Raw genomic sequence first — 17,594 nt, 5'->3', positions numbered from 1 at the left:
CATAAATTCGAAGCCCCCGATATGAAGTTGTTTGCCAATATTCTGCTTGCAGCCCTCGTGGGCATCGCATCCAGCGTGAGTTTTGCAGCCGATGAGCATGCAGCGGCCTCGGCCGCCGCAGAGCCCGCGAAGCCGGCCAAGCCCGACCCCGCCAAGGGCGATGCGGTGTTCAATGCAACGCCGGCGAACAGCCAGAGCTGCGCTTCGTGCCACAACGCAGACGGCAATTCGGCCATTGCGGCGAATCCGAAGCTGGCGCAACAGCATCCCGAATACATCCTCAAGCAGCTTCAGGACTTCAAGTCCGGCAAGCGCAAGAGCGCGATCATGAAGCCGCTGGCCTCGGCGCTGTCCGATGAAGACATGCGCAACATCGCATGGTTCGTGGGCTCGAAGAAGGTCAAGCCAGGCTTCTCGAAGGACAAGGACACCGTCGCCCTGGGCGAGAAGATCTACCGCGGCGGCATCGGCGAGCGCCAGATCCCGGCCTGCGCCGGCTGCCACAGCCCCAACGGCGCTGGCATTCCGGCCCAGTACCCGCGCCTGGGTGGCCAGAACGCCGACTACACCGTGGCCCAGCTGACTGCTTTCCGCGACAACGTGCGGCTGAACAGCCTGCCCATGACCGGCGTCGCCGCCAAGCTGAACGACCGCGAAATCAAGGCTGTGGCCGACTACATCGCCGGCCTGCGCTGAAGATGGCGCGCTTTCGAGCGTGATGAACTAACCGCCGATAACAACCCCAAACAAAGGGCGGGCCGATCCAGGAGGATGGCCCGCCCTTTTGTTTTTTCCTCCATTCCTCTTCTTTTCCCCATCCGATGTCAGTTTCCACCCATGGCCTTCGCGTTCATCGCGGCCCGCAGGTGCTTCGCGCCACGGTGGAGCTGTTTTCGTCGATGCGCTTCGCGATCGCGCTGCTCACCATCATCTGCATCGCCTCGATCATCGGCACGGTGATCAAGCAGCACGAGCCGATCAACAACTACATCAACCAGTTCGGCCCGTTCTGGGCCGAGCTTTTCCGGGCGGCCCGGCTCGACTCGATCTACAGCGCCTGGTGGTTCCTGCTGATCCTGCTGTTCCTTGTGATCAGCACCACGCTGTGCATCGTGCGCAACACGCCGCGCATCTTGGTCGACCTCAAGACCTTCAAGGAAGACATCCGTGCGCAGAGCCTCAAGGCCTTCGGCCAGCGCGCCGAGGCCCGGCTCGATGAAGCGCCCGACGCGGCGGCCAACCGCATCGGCCAGTTGCTGGTCAGCGGCGGCTGGAAGGTCAAGCTGCAGCAGCGCGAAGCCACGGGCGACGGCAAGTCCGCCAGCGGCTGGATGGTTGCGGCGCGTGCCGGCGGCGCCCACAAGCTGGGCTACATCGCGGCCCACAGCGCGATCGTGCTGGTGTGCATCGGCGGCCTGCTCGATGGCGACCTGGTGGTGCGCGCCCAGACCTGGTTCAACGGCAAGAGCGTGTTCACCGGCGGCGGCATGATCGCCGACGTGGCGCCCGAGCACCGCCTGTCGGCCAGCAACCCGACCTTCCGCGGCAACATCCTCGTGCCCGAAGGCGGGCAGGGCAGCGTGGCCATCCTGAATCAGGCCGATGGCGTGCTGCTGCAAGAGCTGCCGTTTTCCATCGAGCTGAAGAAATTCATCGTCGACTACTACTCGACCGGCATGCCCAAGCTCTTCGCGAGCGAGGTGGTGCTGCATGACCGCGAGACCGGCGAGCAGGTGCCGGCGCGCATCGAGGTCAACCACCCGGCCAGCTACAAGGGCGTGGAGATCTACCAGTCGAGCTTCGACGACGGTGGCTCCAGGGTGAAGCTCAAGGCGGTGCCGATGGCGGCAGCGGCCAAGCCCTTCGAGGTCGAAGGCATCATCGGCGGCCCGAGCACCGAGATCACCAACGGCAAGGAAAAGCTCACGCTCGAATACGCCGCGCTGCGCGTGATCAACGTCGAGAACTTCGCCGATGCCGGCGCCATGAGCAGCGGCGCCGACGTGCGCAAGGTCGACCTGCGGCACGACATCGAATCGCGGCTGGGTGCTGCCAACAAGGTGAACAAGCCCAAGGTGCTGCGCAACATCGGCCCCAGCATCGGCTACAAGCTGCGCGACGCCGCGGGCCAGGCGCGGGAGTACCAGAACTACATGGTGCCGGTCGACACCGGCGACGGCCAACCCGTCTTCCTGCTCGGCATGCGCGAGAAACCCGAAGACCCGTTCCGCTACCTGCGCGTGCCGGCCGACGAGCAGGGCTCGATGGACGGTTTCGTGCGCATGCGCGCCGCGCTCGGCGATGCCGACACCCGCGCGCGCGCCATCGAGCGCTACATCGCCAAGGCGACCGATCCCAAGCGCCCCGAGATGGCCGAGCAGCTGCGCGTGTCGGCCACGCGGGCACTGGCGCTGTTCGCGGGCAGCGAGCGCGCCAAGGCCGACGCCACCACCGCGGGCGGCTGGCAGGCGATTGCCGAGTTCATGGAAGTCAACGTGCCCGAGGCCGAGCGCGAGCGGGCCGGCGGCGTGCTGGTGCGCATCCTCAACGACGTGCTGTTCGAAGTGCTCAACCTGAGCCGCGAAGGCGCCGGCCTGCCTGCCCTGCCGAACGACGAGAAATCGCAGGCCTACCTGACGCAGGCCGTGCTGGCGATCAGCGACGCGCACTTCTACCCGGCCCCCGTCGCGATGATGATGACCGACTTCACTCAGGTGCAGGCCAGCGTGTTCCAGGTGGCGCGTGCCCCTGGCAAGAGCGTCGTCTATCTGGGGTGCCTGTTGCTGATCGTCGGGATTTTTGCCATGCTGTACGTCCGCGAGCGCCGGTTGTGGGTGTGGCTGACACCCCAGGGCGCCGGTTCCGCAGACAACGAAAACAACAGCGCGACGGCCGCCACGATGGCGTTCTCGGTCAACCGCAAGACGATCGACAGCGATCGCGAATTCGAGCATCTCAAGCACAAGCTGCTCGCACTGAACAAAGAAGACCCGGCGACAAAATGAACACCACGACCCTCACCCTCAATGAAAGCTGGCTCTCGCGCCGCAACCTGTTCGACTGGGTGTTCGCGGCGCTGGTGCTGGCGGGCGGCATGTTCGCCTTCGCGCGCTATGCGGGGTCGATGGACTACTACGAGAAGCCGATCCTGGCCGCGGCGGTGATTGCGATGATCTCCATCGGCTGGTTCTGGCGTCCGCTGCGCGTGCTTGCCATCGTGGTGGCCGCGGCGTCGCTGCTGGCCATCAGCTCCTACCAGGGTGACCTGGCGCGTGCCGATTCGGTGTTCTGGCTCAAGTATTTCCTGTCGAGCCAGTCGGCCATCCTCTGGATGAGCGTGCTGTTCTTCATGAGCACGCTGTTCTACTGGCTCGGCTTCTTCGGTGGCAAGCAGTCCGACACCTTCGACGTGATCGGCTCGCGCCTGGCCTGGGCCGCCGTCACGATGGCGCTGATCGGCACCATGGTGCGCTGGTACGAGAGCCACCAGCTCGGCCCGGACATCGGCCACATCCCGGTCAGCAACCTGTACGAAGTGTTCGTGCTGTTCTGCTGGCTGACGGCTGCGTTCTATCTGTACTTTGAAGAGCGCTACAACACGCGCGCGCTCGGCGCCTTCGTGATGCTGGTGGTCAGCGCGGCGGTCGGCTTCCTGCTCTGGTACACGATCGTGCGCGAGGCGCACGAGATCCAGCCGCTGGTGCCGGCGCTGCAGAGCTGGTGGATGAAGCTGCACGTGCCGGCCAACTTCATCGGCTATGGCACCTTCTCGCTCGCGGCGATGGTGGCTTTTGCCTACCTCATCAAGGAGCAGGCCAACGAAACGCGCTGGTACAAGCTCACGCCGATCTGGTTGCTGGGCGTGGCGCTGTGCTTCGTGCCGGTGGCCTTCCGCCAGCGCGTGCAGGAAGCCGGCGGCAGTTACTGGGTGGTCTATGCAGGCATTTCCGCGCTCATCGCGGCGGGCATCCTGCTCGGGCGCAAGCGTATCGCGGCCCGCCTGCCGGCCAACGAGGTGCTCGACGACGTGATGTACAAGTCGATCACCGTCGGCTTTGCTTTCTTCACCATCGCCACCGTGCTCGGCGCCCTGTGGGCCGCCGATGCCTGGGGTGGCTACTGGAGCTGGGACCCGAAGGAGACCTGGGCGCTGATCGTCTGGCTCAACTACGCGGCATGGCTGCACATGCGGCTCGTGAAGGGGCTGCGCGGCACCGTGGCGGCCTGGTGGGCACTGGGTGGGTTGGCGGTGACCACCTTCGCCTTCCTCGGCGTCAACATGTTCCTGAGCGGCCTGCACAGCTACGGTACCTTGTAGGCACGGGCTCCGGGCTTTCGGCTTTTTGCGAAGAATTGAAACCGCGCGCTGCGATGGCGCGTAACCAAATCGGGGTGTGTCACGAACTACCCTGAGCACAACGATTCACGCGAAAGGCCTGTCATGTCGTTCCATTCCCGTCCGCAACGTCGTTCCACGGACAGCGGCTTCATCCATCCGCTGTCGAGTGAGATCACATCGCGCGCCGCGTACGAAAGTCGCCGCGACCTGCTCAAGCTGATGGCCGGTGGCGCGGCGGGCGCTGCACTGGCGGGTTTTGCATCGCGCGAGGCGCACGCCCAGACGCCGCGCCCCAACAAGCTCGCGCCGCTGCCGGGTGCCAAGTCGGCCGTGCCGGGCGCGATGTCGATGGACAAGCTCAGCGACTACAAGGACGCGACGAGCTACAACAATTTCTACGAGTTCGGCACCGACAAGGCCGACCCGGCCAAGAACGCCGGCACACTGAAGACGCGGCCATGGACCGTGGAGGTCGAAGGGCTGGTCAAGAAGCCGGGCAAGTACGGCATCGAAGACCTGCTCAAGCTCAGCGCGCAAGAAGAACGCATCTACCGCCTGCGCTGCGTTGAAGGCTGGTCGATGGTCATTCCGTGGGTGGGCTATTCGCTGGCCGAGCTGATCAAGAAGGTCGAGCCGCAGGGCAATGCCAAGTTCGTCGAGTTCGTGACGCTGGCCGACCCCAAGACCATGCCCTTCGTCGGCTCGCACGTGCTCGACTGGCCTTACACCGAAGGCCTGCGCATGGACGAAGCGATGCATCCGCTCACGCTGCTGGCCTTCGGCATGTACGGCGAAGTGCTGCCCAACCAGAACGGCGCGCCGGTGCGTCTCGTGGTGCCATGGAAGTACGGCTTCAAGTCGGCCAAGTCGATCGTCAAGATCCGCTTCGTCGAGAAGGAACCGAGCACGGCATGGAACAAGGCGGCGGCCAATGAATACGGCTTCTATTCGAACGTGAACCCGAACGTCGACCATCCGCGCTGGAGCCAAGCCACCGAGCGCCGCATCGGCGACGGCGGCGGCCTGTTCGCCAAGCGTCGCAAGACCGAGATGTTCAATGGCTACGAAGCCCAGGTCGGCCAGCTCTATGCGGGCATGGACCTGAAGAAGAACTACTGAGCCGGCCCCTTCGTCACACGGCCATCGCCCCATGAACAAGCTGCTCATGCACCCGGCGACCAAGCCGGTCATCTTTTTGCTGTGCCTGCTGCCGTTCGCTCGGCTGGGCTACGGCGCTTTCACCGACGGGCTCGGCGCCAATCCTGCCGAGTTCCTGATCCGCGCCACCGGCGACTGGACGTTGCGCTTCATCTGCATCGTGCTGGCGGTGACGCCGCTGCGCGTCATCGGCAAGTGGAACGCGCTGGCGCGCTATCGCCGCATGCTGGGGCTGTTCGCGTACTTCTACGTGGTGCTGCACCTGCTGTGCTACAGCTGGTTCGACATGGGCTTCGAGTGGGGCGACATCGCCAAGGACATCGCGAAGCGGCCGTTCATCCTGGTGGGTTTCTCGGCCTTCGTGCTGCTGACGCCGCTGGCCGCCACCTCGTTCAATCGCGCCATCAAGGCGATGGGCGCCAAGCGCTGGCAGATGCTGCACAAGCTGGCCTACGTGATCGCGGGGCTCGGGCTGCTGCATTTCTTCTGGATGCGCGCGGGCAAGAACAACTTTGCCGAGGTGTTCATCTACGTCGCGATCATCGCGGTGCTGCTCGGCTGGCGCGTGTGGAATTTCGCGAGCAAGCGAAAGGCGAAGCAGCCAGTGGGTGCGGCGCGTGGCGGCGAGAAGCCGCTGCGGAGCACCACAACCGGTTGAGCCTGCCCAGGCCGGCCGTTCAGCCGTCGATCTGCTCGTTGCGCAGCTGGTCTTCCATCGTCTCGCGACGGCGGATCAGCTTGGCGCTGGCACCGCTCACCAACACTTCGGCCGCACGGGCTCGGGTGTTGTAGTTGCTGGCCATGCTCATGCAGTACGCACCCGCCGACAGCACGGCCAGCAGGTCGCCGGCCACCACGTTGAGCGCGCGGTCGCGGCCGATCCAGTCGCCGCTTTCGCAGACCGGGCCGACCACGTCGTAGGTCGGCGCATCGCCCGCGCGGGTGCGCAGCGGAACGATGTTGTGGAAGGCCTGGTACATCGCGGGACGCGGCAGGTCGTTCATGGCTGCGTCGACGATGCAGAAATTCTTGTCTTCGCCGGGCTTGGTGTAGAGCACCTCGGTTACGCACACGCCTGCGTTGCCGACCAGCGAGCGGCCCGGCTCGATGACGAGCTTGCGCTGGCCGAAGCCGCGGGCATCGAGCCGCGCGAGCAACTGCTGCCAGAGCGCATCGGCCTTGGGCGGGGTTTCGCCGTTGTAGTCGATGCCCAGGCCACCGCCGAAGTCGAGATGGTGGATCGGCACGCCCGCGGCCTCGATGGCTTCGACCACGTCGAGCACGCGCTCGCAGGCGTCGAGATAGGGCGAGGCTTCCGTGATCTGCGAGCCGATGTGGCAGTCGATACCGACCACCTGGAGACCCGGCAGCCGTGCGGCGTGCAGGTAGGCCTCGACCGCGCGGTCATGGGCGATGCCGAACTTGTTGCCCTTCAGGCCGGTGGAAATGTAGGGGTGCGTCTTCGGATCGACGTTGGGATTGATCCGGATGCTGATGGGCGCGCGGCGGCCTTCGGCCAGCGCCACTTCGTTGAGCACGTCGAGTTCCGCTTCGCTCTCGACGTTGAAGCATGCGATGTTGGCCGCGAGGGCTTGCCGCATTTCCGCGCGGGTCTTGCCCACGCCCGAGAAGATGATCTTCTGCGGATCGGCGCCCACGGCCAGCACGCGCGCCAGTTCGCCGCCCGACACGATATCGAAGCCGCAGCCGGCTTCGGCGAACACGCGCAGAACGCCGAGCGACGAGTTGGCCTTCATCGCGTAGCAGATCAGGGTCTGACGGCCTTCGAAGCCACGCTGGTAAGCAGCGAGCGCATCCAGCATCCATTGCTTTGAATAGACGAAGAGAGGAGTGCCGTGCTCGCGGGCCAGCGCGTCGAGTGCGAGGCCTTCGATGTGAAGTGCGCCATCGCGCTCTGCGATGTGCGGGTGGCCGGGCAGGACGGAGGGGGATGCGTTGCTCGCCATCACTTGCGCGCTCCGTTGTCGGTGGTGGCCGCAGCGGGGGCGCTGCTGGCTGCGGCCGGTGCTGGAGCCGCTTCGGTCGAGGAGGGGGTTGAGTTCAACAAGCCGCCCGGTGTCAGGAGCTGCGGCAGCGTGGCGCGCTGGGCAGCGGCCGGATCGTTCGGCAGGTACAAGGCACCCTTCTGGCCGCAGGCGGCCAAAGTGGCTGTCCCAACGGCGAGGCAGACCATGAACGCAGTGCGGGCGCGAGCGCTCACTAGAATTTGGCGGAGATTCAACATGACGAAATTGTAATGACCGACACCGAGTACATGGACCGCGCCGAAGCCGCACTTGCCGCCATCGAGCAGGGCTGCGATCGCATCAACGACGCGACCGACGCAGACATCGACAACCAGAGGGTGGGCGGGATGATCACGATTTCATTCCCGAATGGCAGCCAGCTGATCGTGAATCTGCAGAAGCCCCTGCAGGAGATCTGGCTCGCCGCGCGCTCGGGCGGCTACCACTACAGACACGATGGCCGGGCCTGGATCGACACCAAGACCGGCGAGGAGCTCTTTGGCAACCTGTCGCGCGAGGCGACCCTGCAGGCAGGACAGCCGCTGTCGTTCGCGGCTGCCTGATCGCCATCGTCAGTTCCTGAAGAGATCGAGGATGCGGTTGCGCTCCTCGGGCGGCGCGGGCGGGCTCACTGGTGCGCCGACGGAGGACTCTGCAGGCGCGGCAGGTGTCGATTCGACGCCCAGGCTCGCGACGCCGCGGCCCGGTGCGTAGTCGTCGTAGTACCACTCGCCGCCCACATTCACGATGCCTGAAGGCGGCGTGGCAGACAGTTCCGTCACTGGCACGCCCTTGATGGCGGTTTCCATGTAGTTGATCCAGATCGGCAGGCTCAGGCCGCCGCCGGTTTCGCGGTCGCCCAGGTTGCGCGGTGTGTCGTAGCCGATCCACGAGATGGCTGTCATCGTCGGCTGGAAGCCCGCGAACCAGGCGTCGAGCGAGTCGTTGGTGGTGCCGGTCTTGCCGTAGAGATCGGGCCGCTTGAGCATCGCCTGCGCCTTGGCGGCAGTGCCGGCGCGCGCCACGGAATTGAGCAGCGTGTCCATGATGAAGGCGTTGCGCTGGGGGATGACGCGGTTGGCGTCGTTCAGCAGCGGCGGCTGCTTGTCGACCAGCACCTTGTCCTTGTGGTCGGTGATGCGGGTCACAAGGTAAGGACTGACGCGGTAGCCGCCATTGGCGAACACCGAGTAGCCCACCGCCATCTGCATCGGCGTGACCGAGCCCGCACCGAGCGCCATCGGCAGGTAGGCCGGGTGCTTGTCCTTGTCGAAGCCGAAGTTGGTGATCCAGTCTTGCGCGTAGTGCGTGCCGATGGATTGCAGGATGCGGATCGACACCAGGTTCTTCGACTTCATCAGCGCGGTGCGCATCGACATCGGGCCGTCGTAGCCGCCGCCGTAGTTCTTCGGTTCCCAGGGCTGGCCGCCGGTGGTGCCGGCATCGAAGAAGAGCGGGCCGTCGTTGATGACGGTGGCGGGGGTGAAGCCCTTTTCGAGGGCTGCCGAGTAGATGAAGGGCTTGAAGCTCGAGCCCGGCTGGCGCCACGCCTGCGTGACGTGGTTGAACTTGTTCTTGCCGAAATCGAAGCCGCCGACCAAGGCCTTGATGGCACCGTCGCGCGGGTCCATGGCAACGAAGGCGCCTTCGACTTCGGGCAACTGCGTGATTTCCCAGGTGTTCTTGGGCGTCTTCACCACGCGGATCACCGCGCCGCGACGGATCTTGATGTTGGGTGGCGCCTTGTCGGACAGGCCGGACTGTGCGGGCTTGAGGCCTTCGCCGGTGATCTGCACCGGGTCGCCGTTGCCACGCACGGCATCGATCTGCTTGGGCGTGGCCTTGAGCACCACTGCTGCCATCACGTCGCCGTTATCGGGGTGGTCGCTGAGCGCGTCGTCCACCGCTTCGTCGAGTTCCTTCGGGTCGTTGGGCAGGTCGACGAACTTCTCGGGGCCGCGGTAGATCTGGCGGCGCTCGTAATCCATGATGCCCTTGCGCAGCGCCTTGTAGGCGGCAGCCTGGTCGGCCGCGACCAGCGAGGTATAGACCTTGAGGCCGCGCGTGTAGGTGCTGTCACCGTACTGTGCGTACATCAGCTGCCGCACGGTTTCGGCGACGTACTCGGCGTGCAGGCGATTGGGGTCGGCGGCATCGCGCAGGTGCAGCTCTTCCTTCTTGGCTTCGGCAGCCTGCTCGGCGGTGATGAAGCCGGCCTCCTGCATGCGGTCGATCACATAGAACTGGCGGCCGCGCGCGCGTTGCGGGTTGTTGACCGGGTTGTTGGCGCCCGGCGCCTTCGGCAGGCCGGCCAGCATCGCGGCTTGCGCGATCGTGAGTTCCTGCAGGGGCTTGCCGAAGTAAGCCTCGGACGCCGCGGCAAAACCGTAGGCGCGGTTGCCCAGGTAGATCTGGTTCAGGTAGATCTCGAAGATCTGGTCCTTGCTGAGCAGGTGCTCCAGCTTGAAGGTCAGCAGCACTTCGTAGATCTTGCGGGTCAGCGTCTTTTCCGAACTCAGATAGACGTTGCGTGCCACCTGCATGGTGATGGTCGAGGCGCCCTGGCTCTTCACGCGGTTCAGGTTGGCCAGGCCGGCGCGGACCATGCCCTTGTAGTCGACTCCGCCATGATCGTAGAAGCGGGCGTCTTCGGCTGCGAGCACCGCGTCTTTCACCACCTTGGGGATCGCCGCGATCGGCGTGAGGTTGCGGCGCTCTTCACCGAATTCGCCGATCAACGTGCCTTCGGCCGAGAAGACCCGCAGCGGCAGCTTGGGCCGGTAATCGGAGAGCTCGGTGATGTCCGGCAGGTTGGGGTAGGCCACCGCGAGCGCCACGGCGACCACGCAAAGGACAGACAGCACACCGGCCGCGGCAATACCGAACCCCCAGAAAAAGAAGCGCAGCAGCCATCTCAGCCAGGCTGGGCGTGCGGGAGGAGGGGTCTTGGCTGGCCCTTTGGGGCTTGAAGTTTCTTGCATGGAGGGCCGGAGAGTCACCGGACATTATAAAAAGCCGCCCTCTTCGCACGATCCGATCTTTGCTGCCGTTGCGACGCCCTAATCCAAAAGTTACAGAATGCGGCTTTGACGTCAGGTTTTGACAACGATTGGCAGTTTTGCCCCCCGGCGCTGCTTGGTCGACGCTACGCCTGCTGCTAGCATGCAACCGAACGCAATTTTTTCCATTGGTTACAAATACAGGGGAAGAGGAACCTAGCTTGGCTGCTCTTGGATCATTGTTTCGTCGTCAGAATGCTCCCCTGCTGGGACTGGATGTCAGCTCGTCCAGCGTGAAGCTGGTCGAGCTCGGCCGTGAGGCCAGCGGCAAGCTGGTTCTGGAGCGCTGCGCCATCGAACCCCTGGAACGTGGCTGGATCACTGACGGTAACGTCGAGAAGTTCGACGAAGTCGCGGAGGCTGTCCGGCGCGTTATCCGCAAGAGCGGCACACGCACGCGCAATGTCGCGTTGGCGCTGCCGCCATCGGCCGTCATCACCAAGAAGATCATTCTTCCGGGTGGCATGAGCGAGCAGGAACTCGAGATCCAGGTCGAGTCCGAAGCCAATCAATACATCCCTTTCTCGCTGGACGAAGTCAGCCTTGACTTCTGCGTCACCGGGCCGAGCACCACGTCCGCCGGCGACGTCGAAGTCCTGATTGCCGCTTCCCGCAAGGAAAAGGTCCAGGACCGCGAAGGCCTGGCAGAGGCCGCCGGCCTGAAGGCCATGATCCTCGACGTCGAGTCCTATGCGTCCCGTCTTGCAACGGCCCGCCTGATCGAGCAATTGCCCGGCAAGGGCGTGGATTCGATCGTGGCGCTTTTCGAAGTCGGCGCTTTCACGACCAGCATGCAGGTGCTGCGCAACCAGGAAGTGCTGTACGACCGCGACCAGGCCTTCGGCGGCGCGCAACTGACCCAGTTGATCGTGCGCCAGTACGGTTTTTCGGCCGAAGAAGCCGAAGCCAAGAAGCGCAGCGGCGACCTGCCGGACGACTACGGCTCCGGCGTGCTCAAGCCCTTCGTGGAAAGCATTGCCCAGGAAATCGCGCGCGCATTGCAGTTCTTCTTTACGAGCACGCCGCACAACCGCGTGGACTACGTGCTGCTGGCCGGCGGCTCGTCGTCGCTGCCAGGGCTGACCAATGCCGTGACGCGCCAGACCTCGTTCGCCTGCTCGCTCGTGAATCCTTTCGACGGCATGGACTTCGGCCCCAACATCCGCGAGAAAAAGGTCCGGCGTGAGGCGCCCTCCTACCTGACCTCGTGCGGCCTGGCCATGCGGAGGTTTCTGCAGTGATCCTGATCAATCTGCTTCCGCACCGCGAAGCTGCGCGCAAGCGCCGGCGCGAGGCTTTCTATGGAACGCTGGGCGCTGCGGCAATCCTGGGCGTGCTGATCGCCGGTCTGGGCTACCTCTGGTTCGAGGCCCAGATTTCCTCGCAGCAATCCAAGAACAGCTTTCTTCAGGCCGAGATCAAGAAGCTCGAGGTCGAGATCAAGGAAATTTCGACGCTGCAGGAAGAAATCGCGGCACTGCGTGCGCGCCAGCAGGCCGTCGAAGACCTGCAGGGCGACCGCAACCTGCCGGTGCATCTGCTCAATGAACTCGTGCGGCAATTGCCCGACGGCGTGTACCTGACCAGCATGAAGCAGGACAACCAGACGGTCACGCTGCAGGGCATGGCGCAATCGAACGAGCGCGTGTCGGAACTGCTGCGCAACCTGGGCAACAACAGCCCCTGGCTGGTGAAGCCAGAGCTTGTCGAAATCACGTCCACAACGGTCAGCCTGAGCCAGCGCGATCAACGTCGCGTGGCGAACTTCACGATGCGCATTGGCCTGAAACGCCCCACCGACGCCCAGAAGGCGGCCGCCGACAAGGCGCTGGCCGCAACGGCGCAATCCAAGGGGTAACTGATCATGGCAAGCAATCGCCCCTCTCAAAAAATCGATGTCGCCGCTTTGCTGCAGAGCTTCGGCGAGCAGTTCCGTGGCCTGAATCCGAACGACCCGTCCGTCTGGCCGGCGGTGCCGCGCTATGCGTTGTGCCTCGCGGTCACGGCGCTGGTGCTGGTCGCCCTGTGGTTTGTCTGGCTGACCAATTCGAACGACGAGCTCGAAAGCGAGCGTTCGAAGGAAGTCACCCTCAAGGAAGACTACAGGAAGAAGGTGGCGCAGGCTGCCAACCTCGAGCTGCTCAAGAAGCAGCGCGAGCAGGTGCAGCAGTACGTGACCGTGCTCGAAAAGCAACTGCCCAGCAAGGCTGAAATGGATGCCTTGCTCTCTGACATCAACCAGGCCGGGCTCGGCCGCAGCCTGCAGTTCGAGCTGTTCCGTCCGGGACAGGTGTCGGTGAAGGACTATTACGCCGAGCTTCCGATCGCCGTGCGCGTCACGGGCCGGTATCACGACATGGGTGCCTTCGCTGCCGATGTCGCGGGACTCTCGCGCATCGTGACGCTCAACAACATCACTGTCACGCCGCAAAAGGACAAGGACGTGCTGACGATGGACGCCACCGCGCGCACCTTCCGCTATCTCGATGAAGACGAGCGGACCGCCCAGAAACGCGCCGCGGCGCCAAAGGCGAAGAAATGAAGGCCGTCGCCAAAGTCCTGTGGCTGACGCTGGCCACGCTGGGCCTGAGCGCCTGCGACTCCGACCAGGAAGACCTGCAGCGCTGGATGGCCGAGCAACGTGCCCAGGTCAAGCCCTCGGTGCCACCGATCACGGAGCCCAAGAAGTTCACGCCGCAGGTCTACACCGAGGCCTCGTCCTTCGAGCCCTTCAACATGCTGAAGCTGACGCAGGCGCTGCGCCGCGAATCAAATCAGCCCAGCACGTCGGAGTTGATCGCTCCGGAGCTGGCGCGCCGCAAGGAGGCGCTCGAAGCGTTTCCGCTCGACTCGATGGCCATGGTGGGCAGCATGAACCGCAACGGCCAGCCGGTGGCGCTGGTCCGTGTCGACAAGCTGCTCTACAAGGTGCGCGTCGGCGAATACCTGGGACTCAACTACGGGCGCATTACCCGTATCAACGAAACCGAAGTCGCCTTGCGTGAAATCGTGCAAGACGCCGCCGGTGAATGGATCGAACGCGTGGCAACGCTGCAGCTGCAAGAGAGTGCGAAATGAACCAAAAAAAATCAACGATGGCACAGTGGCTGCGCGCTGCAGGGCTGGGTCTGCTGGCGTTCGGTGCGTTGGCCGTAGCCCATGCGCAGAACGCGATCGAGGCCGTGACCAGTTCGACGCAGTCTGGCGCCGAGGTGATCCGGATCGACCTCGCACAACCGCTTGCCGCCGTGCCGGCAGGTTTTGTCGTGCAGAACCCGGCGCGTATCGCCCTTGATTTCCCGGGCGTCACGAATGCGATCGGACGTTCGGCGATTGAAGTGAACCAAGGCAATCTGCGCTCGGTCAACGTTGTCCAGGCGGGTGAGCGCAGTCGGGTGGTGCTGAACCTGAAGCAGTCCACCGCATACAAGGCCGAAATCCAGGGCAAGTCGCTGCTGGTCATTCTCGAGCCGGCGGCTGGCACTGCGCCGGCGACTTCTGGCGCGACCACTTTTGCGGAAAACCGCAACCGCGACACATTGCCTTTGCGGGATGTCGATTTCCGTCTGGGGGCTGACAGTACCGGCCGGGTCATCGTGGACCTGCCGAACAACCAGGTCGGCGTCGATGTCAAGCAGCAAGGCAAGAACCTCGTGGTGGAGTTCACCAAGTCGACCCTGCCTGAAGGCCTGCGCCGCCGGCTCGACGTGGCCGACTTCGGCACCCCGGTCCAGTTGATCACCTCGCAACAGTCTGGCGACCGTGTGCGCATGACGATCGAGGCCAAGGGCGACTGGGAACACAGCGCCTACCAGAGCGAAAACCAGTTTGTGGTGGAAGTCCGTGCCCGCAAGGTCGATCCGACCAAGCTGACGCAGGGCGTCGGCTACAACGGCGAGAAGCTCTCGCTCAATTTCCAGAACATCGAGATCCGCTCGCTGCTGCAGGTGATCGCCGATTTCACGAACTTCAACATCGTGACATCGGATTCGGTCACTGGCGCACTGACGCTGCGGCTGAAGGACGTGCCCTGGGACCAGGCGCTCGACATCATCATGCAGGCGAAGAACCTGGGCATGCGCAAGAACGGCAGCGTGCTGTGGATCGCGCCCAAGGACGAAATCAACGCCAAGGAAAAGCTCGAATTCGAGGCCAAGGCCGCGATCGAAAACCTGGAGCCGCTGCGGACCCAGTCGTTCCAGCTCAACTACACCAAGGCGATTGCAATTGCGCAAGGCTTGACCGGCACAGGCGCATCGGGTGGCGGTGGTGGCGGTGGTGGTACGACGAGCCGCATTCTGAGCCCGCGCGGCAGCGTGATTGCCGAGTCGCGCACCAACCAGTTGTTCGTGTCCGACATCCCCTCGCGTCTGGCGCAAATAACCGAACTGATCCAGAAACTGGACATCCCAGTGCGGCAGGTCCTGATCGAGGCCCGAATCGTCGAAGCCTCCGATACCTTTGGCAAGTCGCTCGGTGTGAAGCTGGGGGGCGGTGTGATCAATCGGAACAATTCGCTCGGAACCTGGCCGTCGGTTACTGGAGGTGGCACTACATCCTCGCAGACCTCAACTGGCGGGACTACGACCACGACGTCGACCACAACCAGCCCATCCGTCAGCTTCGGCTCGCCGACCAGCAGCAACTTCATCAATCTGCCGGCTGGCGACGCGGGCGGCACGGGTAACGCGGCTGGCTCGTTCGCGCTGTCGCTGTTCAACTCCAGCTTCTCGCGGATGCTGAATCTTGAAATCTCCGCGCTGGAAGCCGACGGAAAGGGCAAGCTGGTGTCGAGTCCCCGCGTCATCACGGCCGACCAGACCAAGGCGCTGATCGAACAGGGCGAGGAAATTCCCTACCAGCAGGCGACGTCCAGCGGTGCCACCTCCATCTCGTTCCGCAAGGCGGTGCTGAAGCTCGAGGTCACGCCGCAGATCACGCCGGAAGGCAACATCATCCTGACCCTGGACGTGAGCAAGGATGCTCGCGGCGTCAACACCTCGGCGGGCCCGGCCATCAACACCAAGCATGTGCAGACCGAGGTGCTGGTCGAGAACGGCGGCACGGTCGTCATCGGTGGTATCTTCGAGCTCACCGAAACCAATGACGAATCGCGCATACCGGTGCTGGGTGAAGTGCCCTACGTGGGAGCACTGTTCCGTAAGCGCGAACGCGTTGCCAACAAGACCGAAATGCTCGTCTTTATCACCCCGAAGATGATTACCGACCGCAACGCCGCGCGCTGACGCGCGGGCGTAGCAGCCACCGCGTGGCGGTCGCACTCGTCGGTTTGCCCGGCGCCGGAAAATCCGCAGTGGGCCGGCGCTTGGGTACGCGGCTGGATCTTCCATTCATCGACACCGATCACGTGATCGAGCAGCGCATCGGCTGCTCGATCCGCGATTACTTTGAACGCGAAGGTGAAACAGCCTTCCGGGATCTCGAACAATCCGTGATCGCCGACCTCGCGGCAAACGCGCAGGGCGTGCTGGCCACCGGCGGCGGCGCCGTGTTGCGGGAGGCCAACCGCAGCCAGCTGCGCGAGCACTTCCACGTGATCTACCTGCGCTCCTCGCCCGAAGACCTGTTCCGGCGCCTGCGCCATGACGTCAAGCGGCCTTTGCTGCAGGTTGCCGATCCGCTGGGGCGGCTGCGCGAGCTGCACGACGCACGCGATCCGTTCTACCGGGAAACGGCCCATGACGTGGTCGACACCGGCCGCCCCTCCATCGCCATGCTGGTGAGCATCATCGTGATGCAGCTCGAACTAGCCGGCATCGTCGAGCCCGGCGCTCACCCGGAAGAGCCCTCCGCCTGAACGGTCCCGGCGGCAGCGCCTAAACTCGCGGCCATGTCCTTGCCCGTACTTTCCGCCTCGCCAGAACGCGTCGACATCCAGCTCGGCGACCGCAGCTACCCGATCCTGATCGGCACTGGCCTGCTGGACGACCCGCAGAGCTTTGCCGCCACGCCCGCGGCCGCTTCCGCACTGATCGTCAGCAACACCACGGTGGCGCCGCTCTATGCCAAGGCCCTGCGTAGCGCCCTGGCGGGCCGCTTTCGCACCGTGCACCTGCTCGAATTGCCCGACGGCGAGGTGCACAAGAACCTGCAGACACTCAACCTGATCTTCGATGCCCTGCTCGGCCACGGCAGCGACCGCAAAACCGTGCTCTTCGCCCTGGGCGGCGGCGTGGTGGGCGACATGACCGGCTTCGCTGCCGCGAGCTACATGCGCGGCGTGCGTTTCGTGCAGGTGCCGACCACGCTGCTGGCGCAGGTCGATTCCTCGGTGGGCGGCAAGACGGCCATCAACCATCCGCTGGGCAAGAACATGATCGGCGCGTTCTACCAGCCACAACTGGTGCTCTGCGACCTGAACACCCTGCAGACCCTGCCGCCGCGCGAGCTCAGTGCAGGCTTGGCTGAGGTCATCAAGTACGGCCCGATCTACGACATGGCTTTCTTCGACTGGATCGAAGCCAACGTCGACGCGTTGACGGCGCGCGACCCCGCCGCCCTGGCCCATGCCGTCAAGCGCAGCTGCGAGATCAAGGCGCTGGTGGTCGGGCAGGACGAACGCGAGACGGGCCTGCGCGCCATCCTCAATTTCGGCCACACCTTTGGCCATGCCATCGAATCGGGTCTTGGCTATGGTGAATGGCTGCATGGCGAAGCGGTCGGTTGCGGCATGGTCATGGCGGCGCACCTGTCGCAACGGCTTGGCGGCGTCGACGCCGCTTTTGTCGAGCGCCTCACGCGGCTGATCGAGCGCGCGGGCCTGCCCATCGTCGGACCGGCACTCGGTGCGGAGCGCTACCTGGAGCTGATGCGCGTCGACAAGAAATCGGAAGCCGGCGAGATCCGCTTCGTGGTGATCGACAAGCCCGGCTCGGCCGTGGTTCGCAGCGCACCCGATGCGCTTGTGCGCGAAGTGCTCGCGCAGTGCTGCGCGGGATGAGCGCCGCGCCGGTCTGCCCCGAGCAAGCTCGCTCCCGCTTGGCGGGAAGG

At 64.4% G+C, this 17,594-nt stretch carries 16 protein-coding genes; 13 read left to right on the top strand and 3 right to left on the bottom strand.

Annotation, left to right across the window (positions count from 1 at the left end; all coding sequences use genetic code 11):
* Nucleotides 1–21 precede the first annotated feature (21 nt).
* From ACGLHS_RS31420 to ACGLHS_RS31400, 5 genes are all read left to right on the top strand, one after another.
* The gene (locus ACGLHS_RS31420) at nucleotides 22–696 is read left to right on the top strand and encodes a cytochrome c (protein ID WP_093246119.1); all 675 of its coding nucleotides are present in this window, start codon (nucleotides 22–24) and stop codon (nucleotides 694–696) included.
* Between the two features lie 125 nt (nucleotides 697–821).
* Nucleotides 822–3,005, top strand: a complete 2,184-nt coding sequence (locus ACGLHS_RS31415; RefSeq protein ID WP_093246190.1) for a cytochrome c biogenesis protein ResB — start codon at nucleotides 822–824, stop codon at nucleotides 3,003–3,005.
* Nucleotides 3,002–4,318 (top strand): c-type cytochrome biogenesis protein CcsB, encoded by a 1,317-nt coding sequence (gene ccsB, locus ACGLHS_RS31410; RefSeq protein WP_093246118.1) that lies wholly within the window; start codon nucleotides 3,002–3,004, stop codon nucleotides 4,316–4,318. The genes ACGLHS_RS31415 and ccsB overlap by 4 nt, the downstream gene beginning before the upstream one ends.
* A gap of 123 nt (nucleotides 4,319–4,441) precedes the next feature.
* Complete coding sequence (gene msrP / locus ACGLHS_RS31405) at nucleotides 4,442–5,458, top strand: protein-methionine-sulfoxide reductase catalytic subunit MsrP (RefSeq protein WP_394485721.1); 1,017 nt, start codon at nucleotides 4,442–4,444, stop codon at nucleotides 5,456–5,458.
* 31 nt (nucleotides 5,459–5,489) lie between these two features.
* The gene (locus ACGLHS_RS31400) at nucleotides 5,490–6,155 is read left to right on the top strand and encodes a sulfite oxidase heme-binding subunit YedZ (protein ID WP_394485718.1); all 666 of its coding nucleotides are present in this window, start codon (nucleotides 5,490–5,492) and stop codon (nucleotides 6,153–6,155) included.
* A gap of 19 nt (nucleotides 6,156–6,174) precedes the next feature.
* Here ACGLHS_RS31400 and lysA read toward each other — a convergent pair whose 3' ends face one another.
* Together lysA and ACGLHS_RS31390 are read right to left on the bottom strand one after the other, a co-directional pair.
* Nucleotides 6,175–7,464: a diaminopimelate decarboxylase gene (gene lysA / locus ACGLHS_RS31395; protein ID WP_394485716.1), complete on the bottom strand. Its 1,290-nt coding sequence runs from the start codon at nucleotides 7,462–7,464 to the stop codon at nucleotides 6,175–6,177.
* Nucleotides 7,464–7,691 carry a lipoprotein gene (locus ACGLHS_RS31390; RefSeq protein ID WP_394485766.1) on the bottom strand — a complete coding sequence of 76 codons (228 nt, stop codon included), beginning with the start codon at nucleotides 7,689–7,691 and terminating at the stop codon, nucleotides 7,464–7,466. Before ACGLHS_RS31390 ends, lysA begins: the two co-directional genes overlap by 1 nt.
* Nucleotides 7,692–7,754: 63 nt before the next feature.
* Here ACGLHS_RS31390 and cyaY point away from each other — a divergent pair, with 63 nt between their 5' ends.
* Nucleotides 7,755–8,087 carry an iron donor protein CyaY gene (cyaY, locus tag ACGLHS_RS31385; protein ID WP_394485714.1) on the top strand — a complete coding sequence of 111 codons (333 nt, stop codon included), beginning with the start codon at nucleotides 7,755–7,757 and terminating at the stop codon, nucleotides 8,085–8,087.
* A gap of 9 nt (nucleotides 8,088–8,096) precedes the next feature.
* Here the strand turns inward: cyaY and ACGLHS_RS31380 are convergent, their stop codons facing one another.
* Nucleotides 8,097–10,505 carry a penicillin-binding protein 1A gene (locus tag ACGLHS_RS31380; RefSeq protein ID WP_394485711.1) on the bottom strand — a complete coding sequence of 803 codons (2,409 nt, stop codon included), beginning with the start codon at nucleotides 10,503–10,505 and terminating at the stop codon, nucleotides 8,097–8,099.
* Nucleotides 10,506–10,744: 239 nt separating this feature from the next.
* Here ACGLHS_RS31380 and ACGLHS_RS31375 point away from each other — a divergent pair, with 239 nt between their 5' ends.
* From ACGLHS_RS31375 to aroB, 7 genes are read left to right on the top strand one after another with little or no spacing between them, the layout of a single operon-like run.
* The gene (locus tag ACGLHS_RS31375) at nucleotides 10,745–11,824 is read left to right on the top strand and encodes a pilus assembly protein PilM (protein ID WP_093246107.1); all 1,080 of its coding nucleotides are present in this window, start codon (nucleotides 10,745–10,747) and stop codon (nucleotides 11,822–11,824) included.
* Nucleotides 11,821–12,441, top strand: coding sequence for a PilN domain-containing protein (locus ACGLHS_RS31370; RefSeq protein ID WP_394485708.1), 621 nt, complete (start codon nucleotides 11,821–11,823; stop codon nucleotides 12,439–12,441). Before ACGLHS_RS31375 ends, ACGLHS_RS31370 begins: the two co-directional genes overlap by 4 nt.
* Nucleotides 12,442–12,447: 6 nt before the next feature.
* The gene (locus ACGLHS_RS31365; protein WP_394485706.1) at nucleotides 12,448–13,125 is read left to right on the top strand and encodes a type 4a pilus biogenesis protein PilO; all 678 of its coding nucleotides are present in this window, start codon (nucleotides 12,448–12,450) and stop codon (nucleotides 13,123–13,125) included.
* Entirely contained in the window at nucleotides 13,122–13,661 is a 540-nt protein-coding gene (locus tag ACGLHS_RS31360; protein ID WP_093246103.1) for a pilus assembly protein PilP, read from the top strand. The genes ACGLHS_RS31365 and ACGLHS_RS31360 overlap by 4 nt, the downstream gene beginning before the upstream one ends.
* On the top strand, nucleotides 13,658–15,829 hold the full coding sequence (pilQ, locus tag ACGLHS_RS31355) for a type IV pilus secretin PilQ (protein WP_394485704.1): 2,172 nt from the start codon (nucleotides 13,658–13,660) through the stop codon (nucleotides 15,827–15,829). Before ACGLHS_RS31360 ends, pilQ begins: the two co-directional genes overlap by 4 nt.
* A 23-nt stretch (nucleotides 15,830–15,852) precedes the next feature.
* Entirely contained in the window at nucleotides 15,853–16,401 is a 549-nt protein-coding gene (locus tag ACGLHS_RS31350; protein WP_394485702.1) for a shikimate kinase, read from the top strand.
* Nucleotides 16,402–16,434: 33 nt separating this feature from the next.
* Complete coding sequence (gene aroB, locus ACGLHS_RS31345; RefSeq protein ID WP_394485701.1) at nucleotides 16,435–17,544, top strand: 3-dehydroquinate synthase; 1,110 nt, start codon at nucleotides 16,435–16,437, stop codon at nucleotides 17,542–17,544.
* The last annotated feature ends 50 nt before the right edge of the window (nucleotides 17,545–17,594 follow it).

It is taken from the genome of Variovorax sp. VaC1, from assembly GCF_043658315.1.
GTDB lineage: Bacteria > Pseudomonadota > Gammaproteobacteria > Burkholderiales > Burkholderiaceae_C > Variovorax.
The sequence above is the reverse complement of the archived record's forward strand: the minus strand, read 5'-3'. Positions and strand labels throughout refer to the sequence as shown.

Coding starts and splice junctions, on each gene's coding strand:
- ACGLHS_RS31390 (WP_394485766.1), bottom strand. CDS start 7,691: ATGGTCTGCCTCGCCGTTGGGACAGCCACTTTGGCCGCCTGCGGCCAG.
- ACGLHS_RS31365 (WP_394485706.1), top strand. CDS start 12,448: ATGGCAAGCAATCGCCCCTCTCAAAAAATCGATGTCGCCGCTTTGCTG.
- msrP (WP_394485721.1), top strand. CDS start 4,442: ATGTCGTTCCATTCCCGTCCGCAACGTCGTTCCACGGACAGCGGCTTC.
- ACGLHS_RS31360 (WP_093246103.1), top strand. CDS start 13,122: ATGAAGGCCGTCGCCAAAGTCCTGTGGCTGACGCTGGCCACGCTGGGC.
- ACGLHS_RS31420 (WP_093246119.1), top strand. CDS start 22: ATGAAGTTGTTTGCCAATATTCTGCTTGCAGCCCTCGTGGGCATCGCA.
- ACGLHS_RS31400 (WP_394485718.1), top strand. CDS start 5,490: ATGAACAAGCTGCTCATGCACCCGGCGACCAAGCCGGTCATCTTTTTG.
- lysA (WP_394485716.1), bottom strand. CDS start 7,464: ATGGCGAGCAACGCATCCCCCTCCGTCCTGCCCGGCCACCCGCACATC.
- ccsB (WP_093246118.1), top strand. CDS start 3,002: ATGAACACCACGACCCTCACCCTCAATGAAAGCTGGCTCTCGCGCCGC.
- pilQ (WP_394485704.1), top strand. CDS start 13,658: ATGAACCAAAAAAAATCAACGATGGCACAGTGGCTGCGCGCTGCAGGG.
- cyaY (WP_394485714.1), top strand. CDS start 7,755: ATGACCGACACCGAGTACATGGACCGCGCCGAAGCCGCACTTGCCGCC.
- aroB (WP_394485701.1), top strand. CDS start 16,435: ATGTCCTTGCCCGTACTTTCCGCCTCGCCAGAACGCGTCGACATCCAG.
- ACGLHS_RS31380 (WP_394485711.1), bottom strand. CDS start 10,505: ATGCAAGAAACTTCAAGCCCCAAAGGGCCAGCCAAGACCCCTCCTCCC.
- ACGLHS_RS31415 (WP_093246190.1), top strand. CDS start 822: ATGTCAGTTTCCACCCATGGCCTTCGCGTTCATCGCGGCCCGCAGGTG.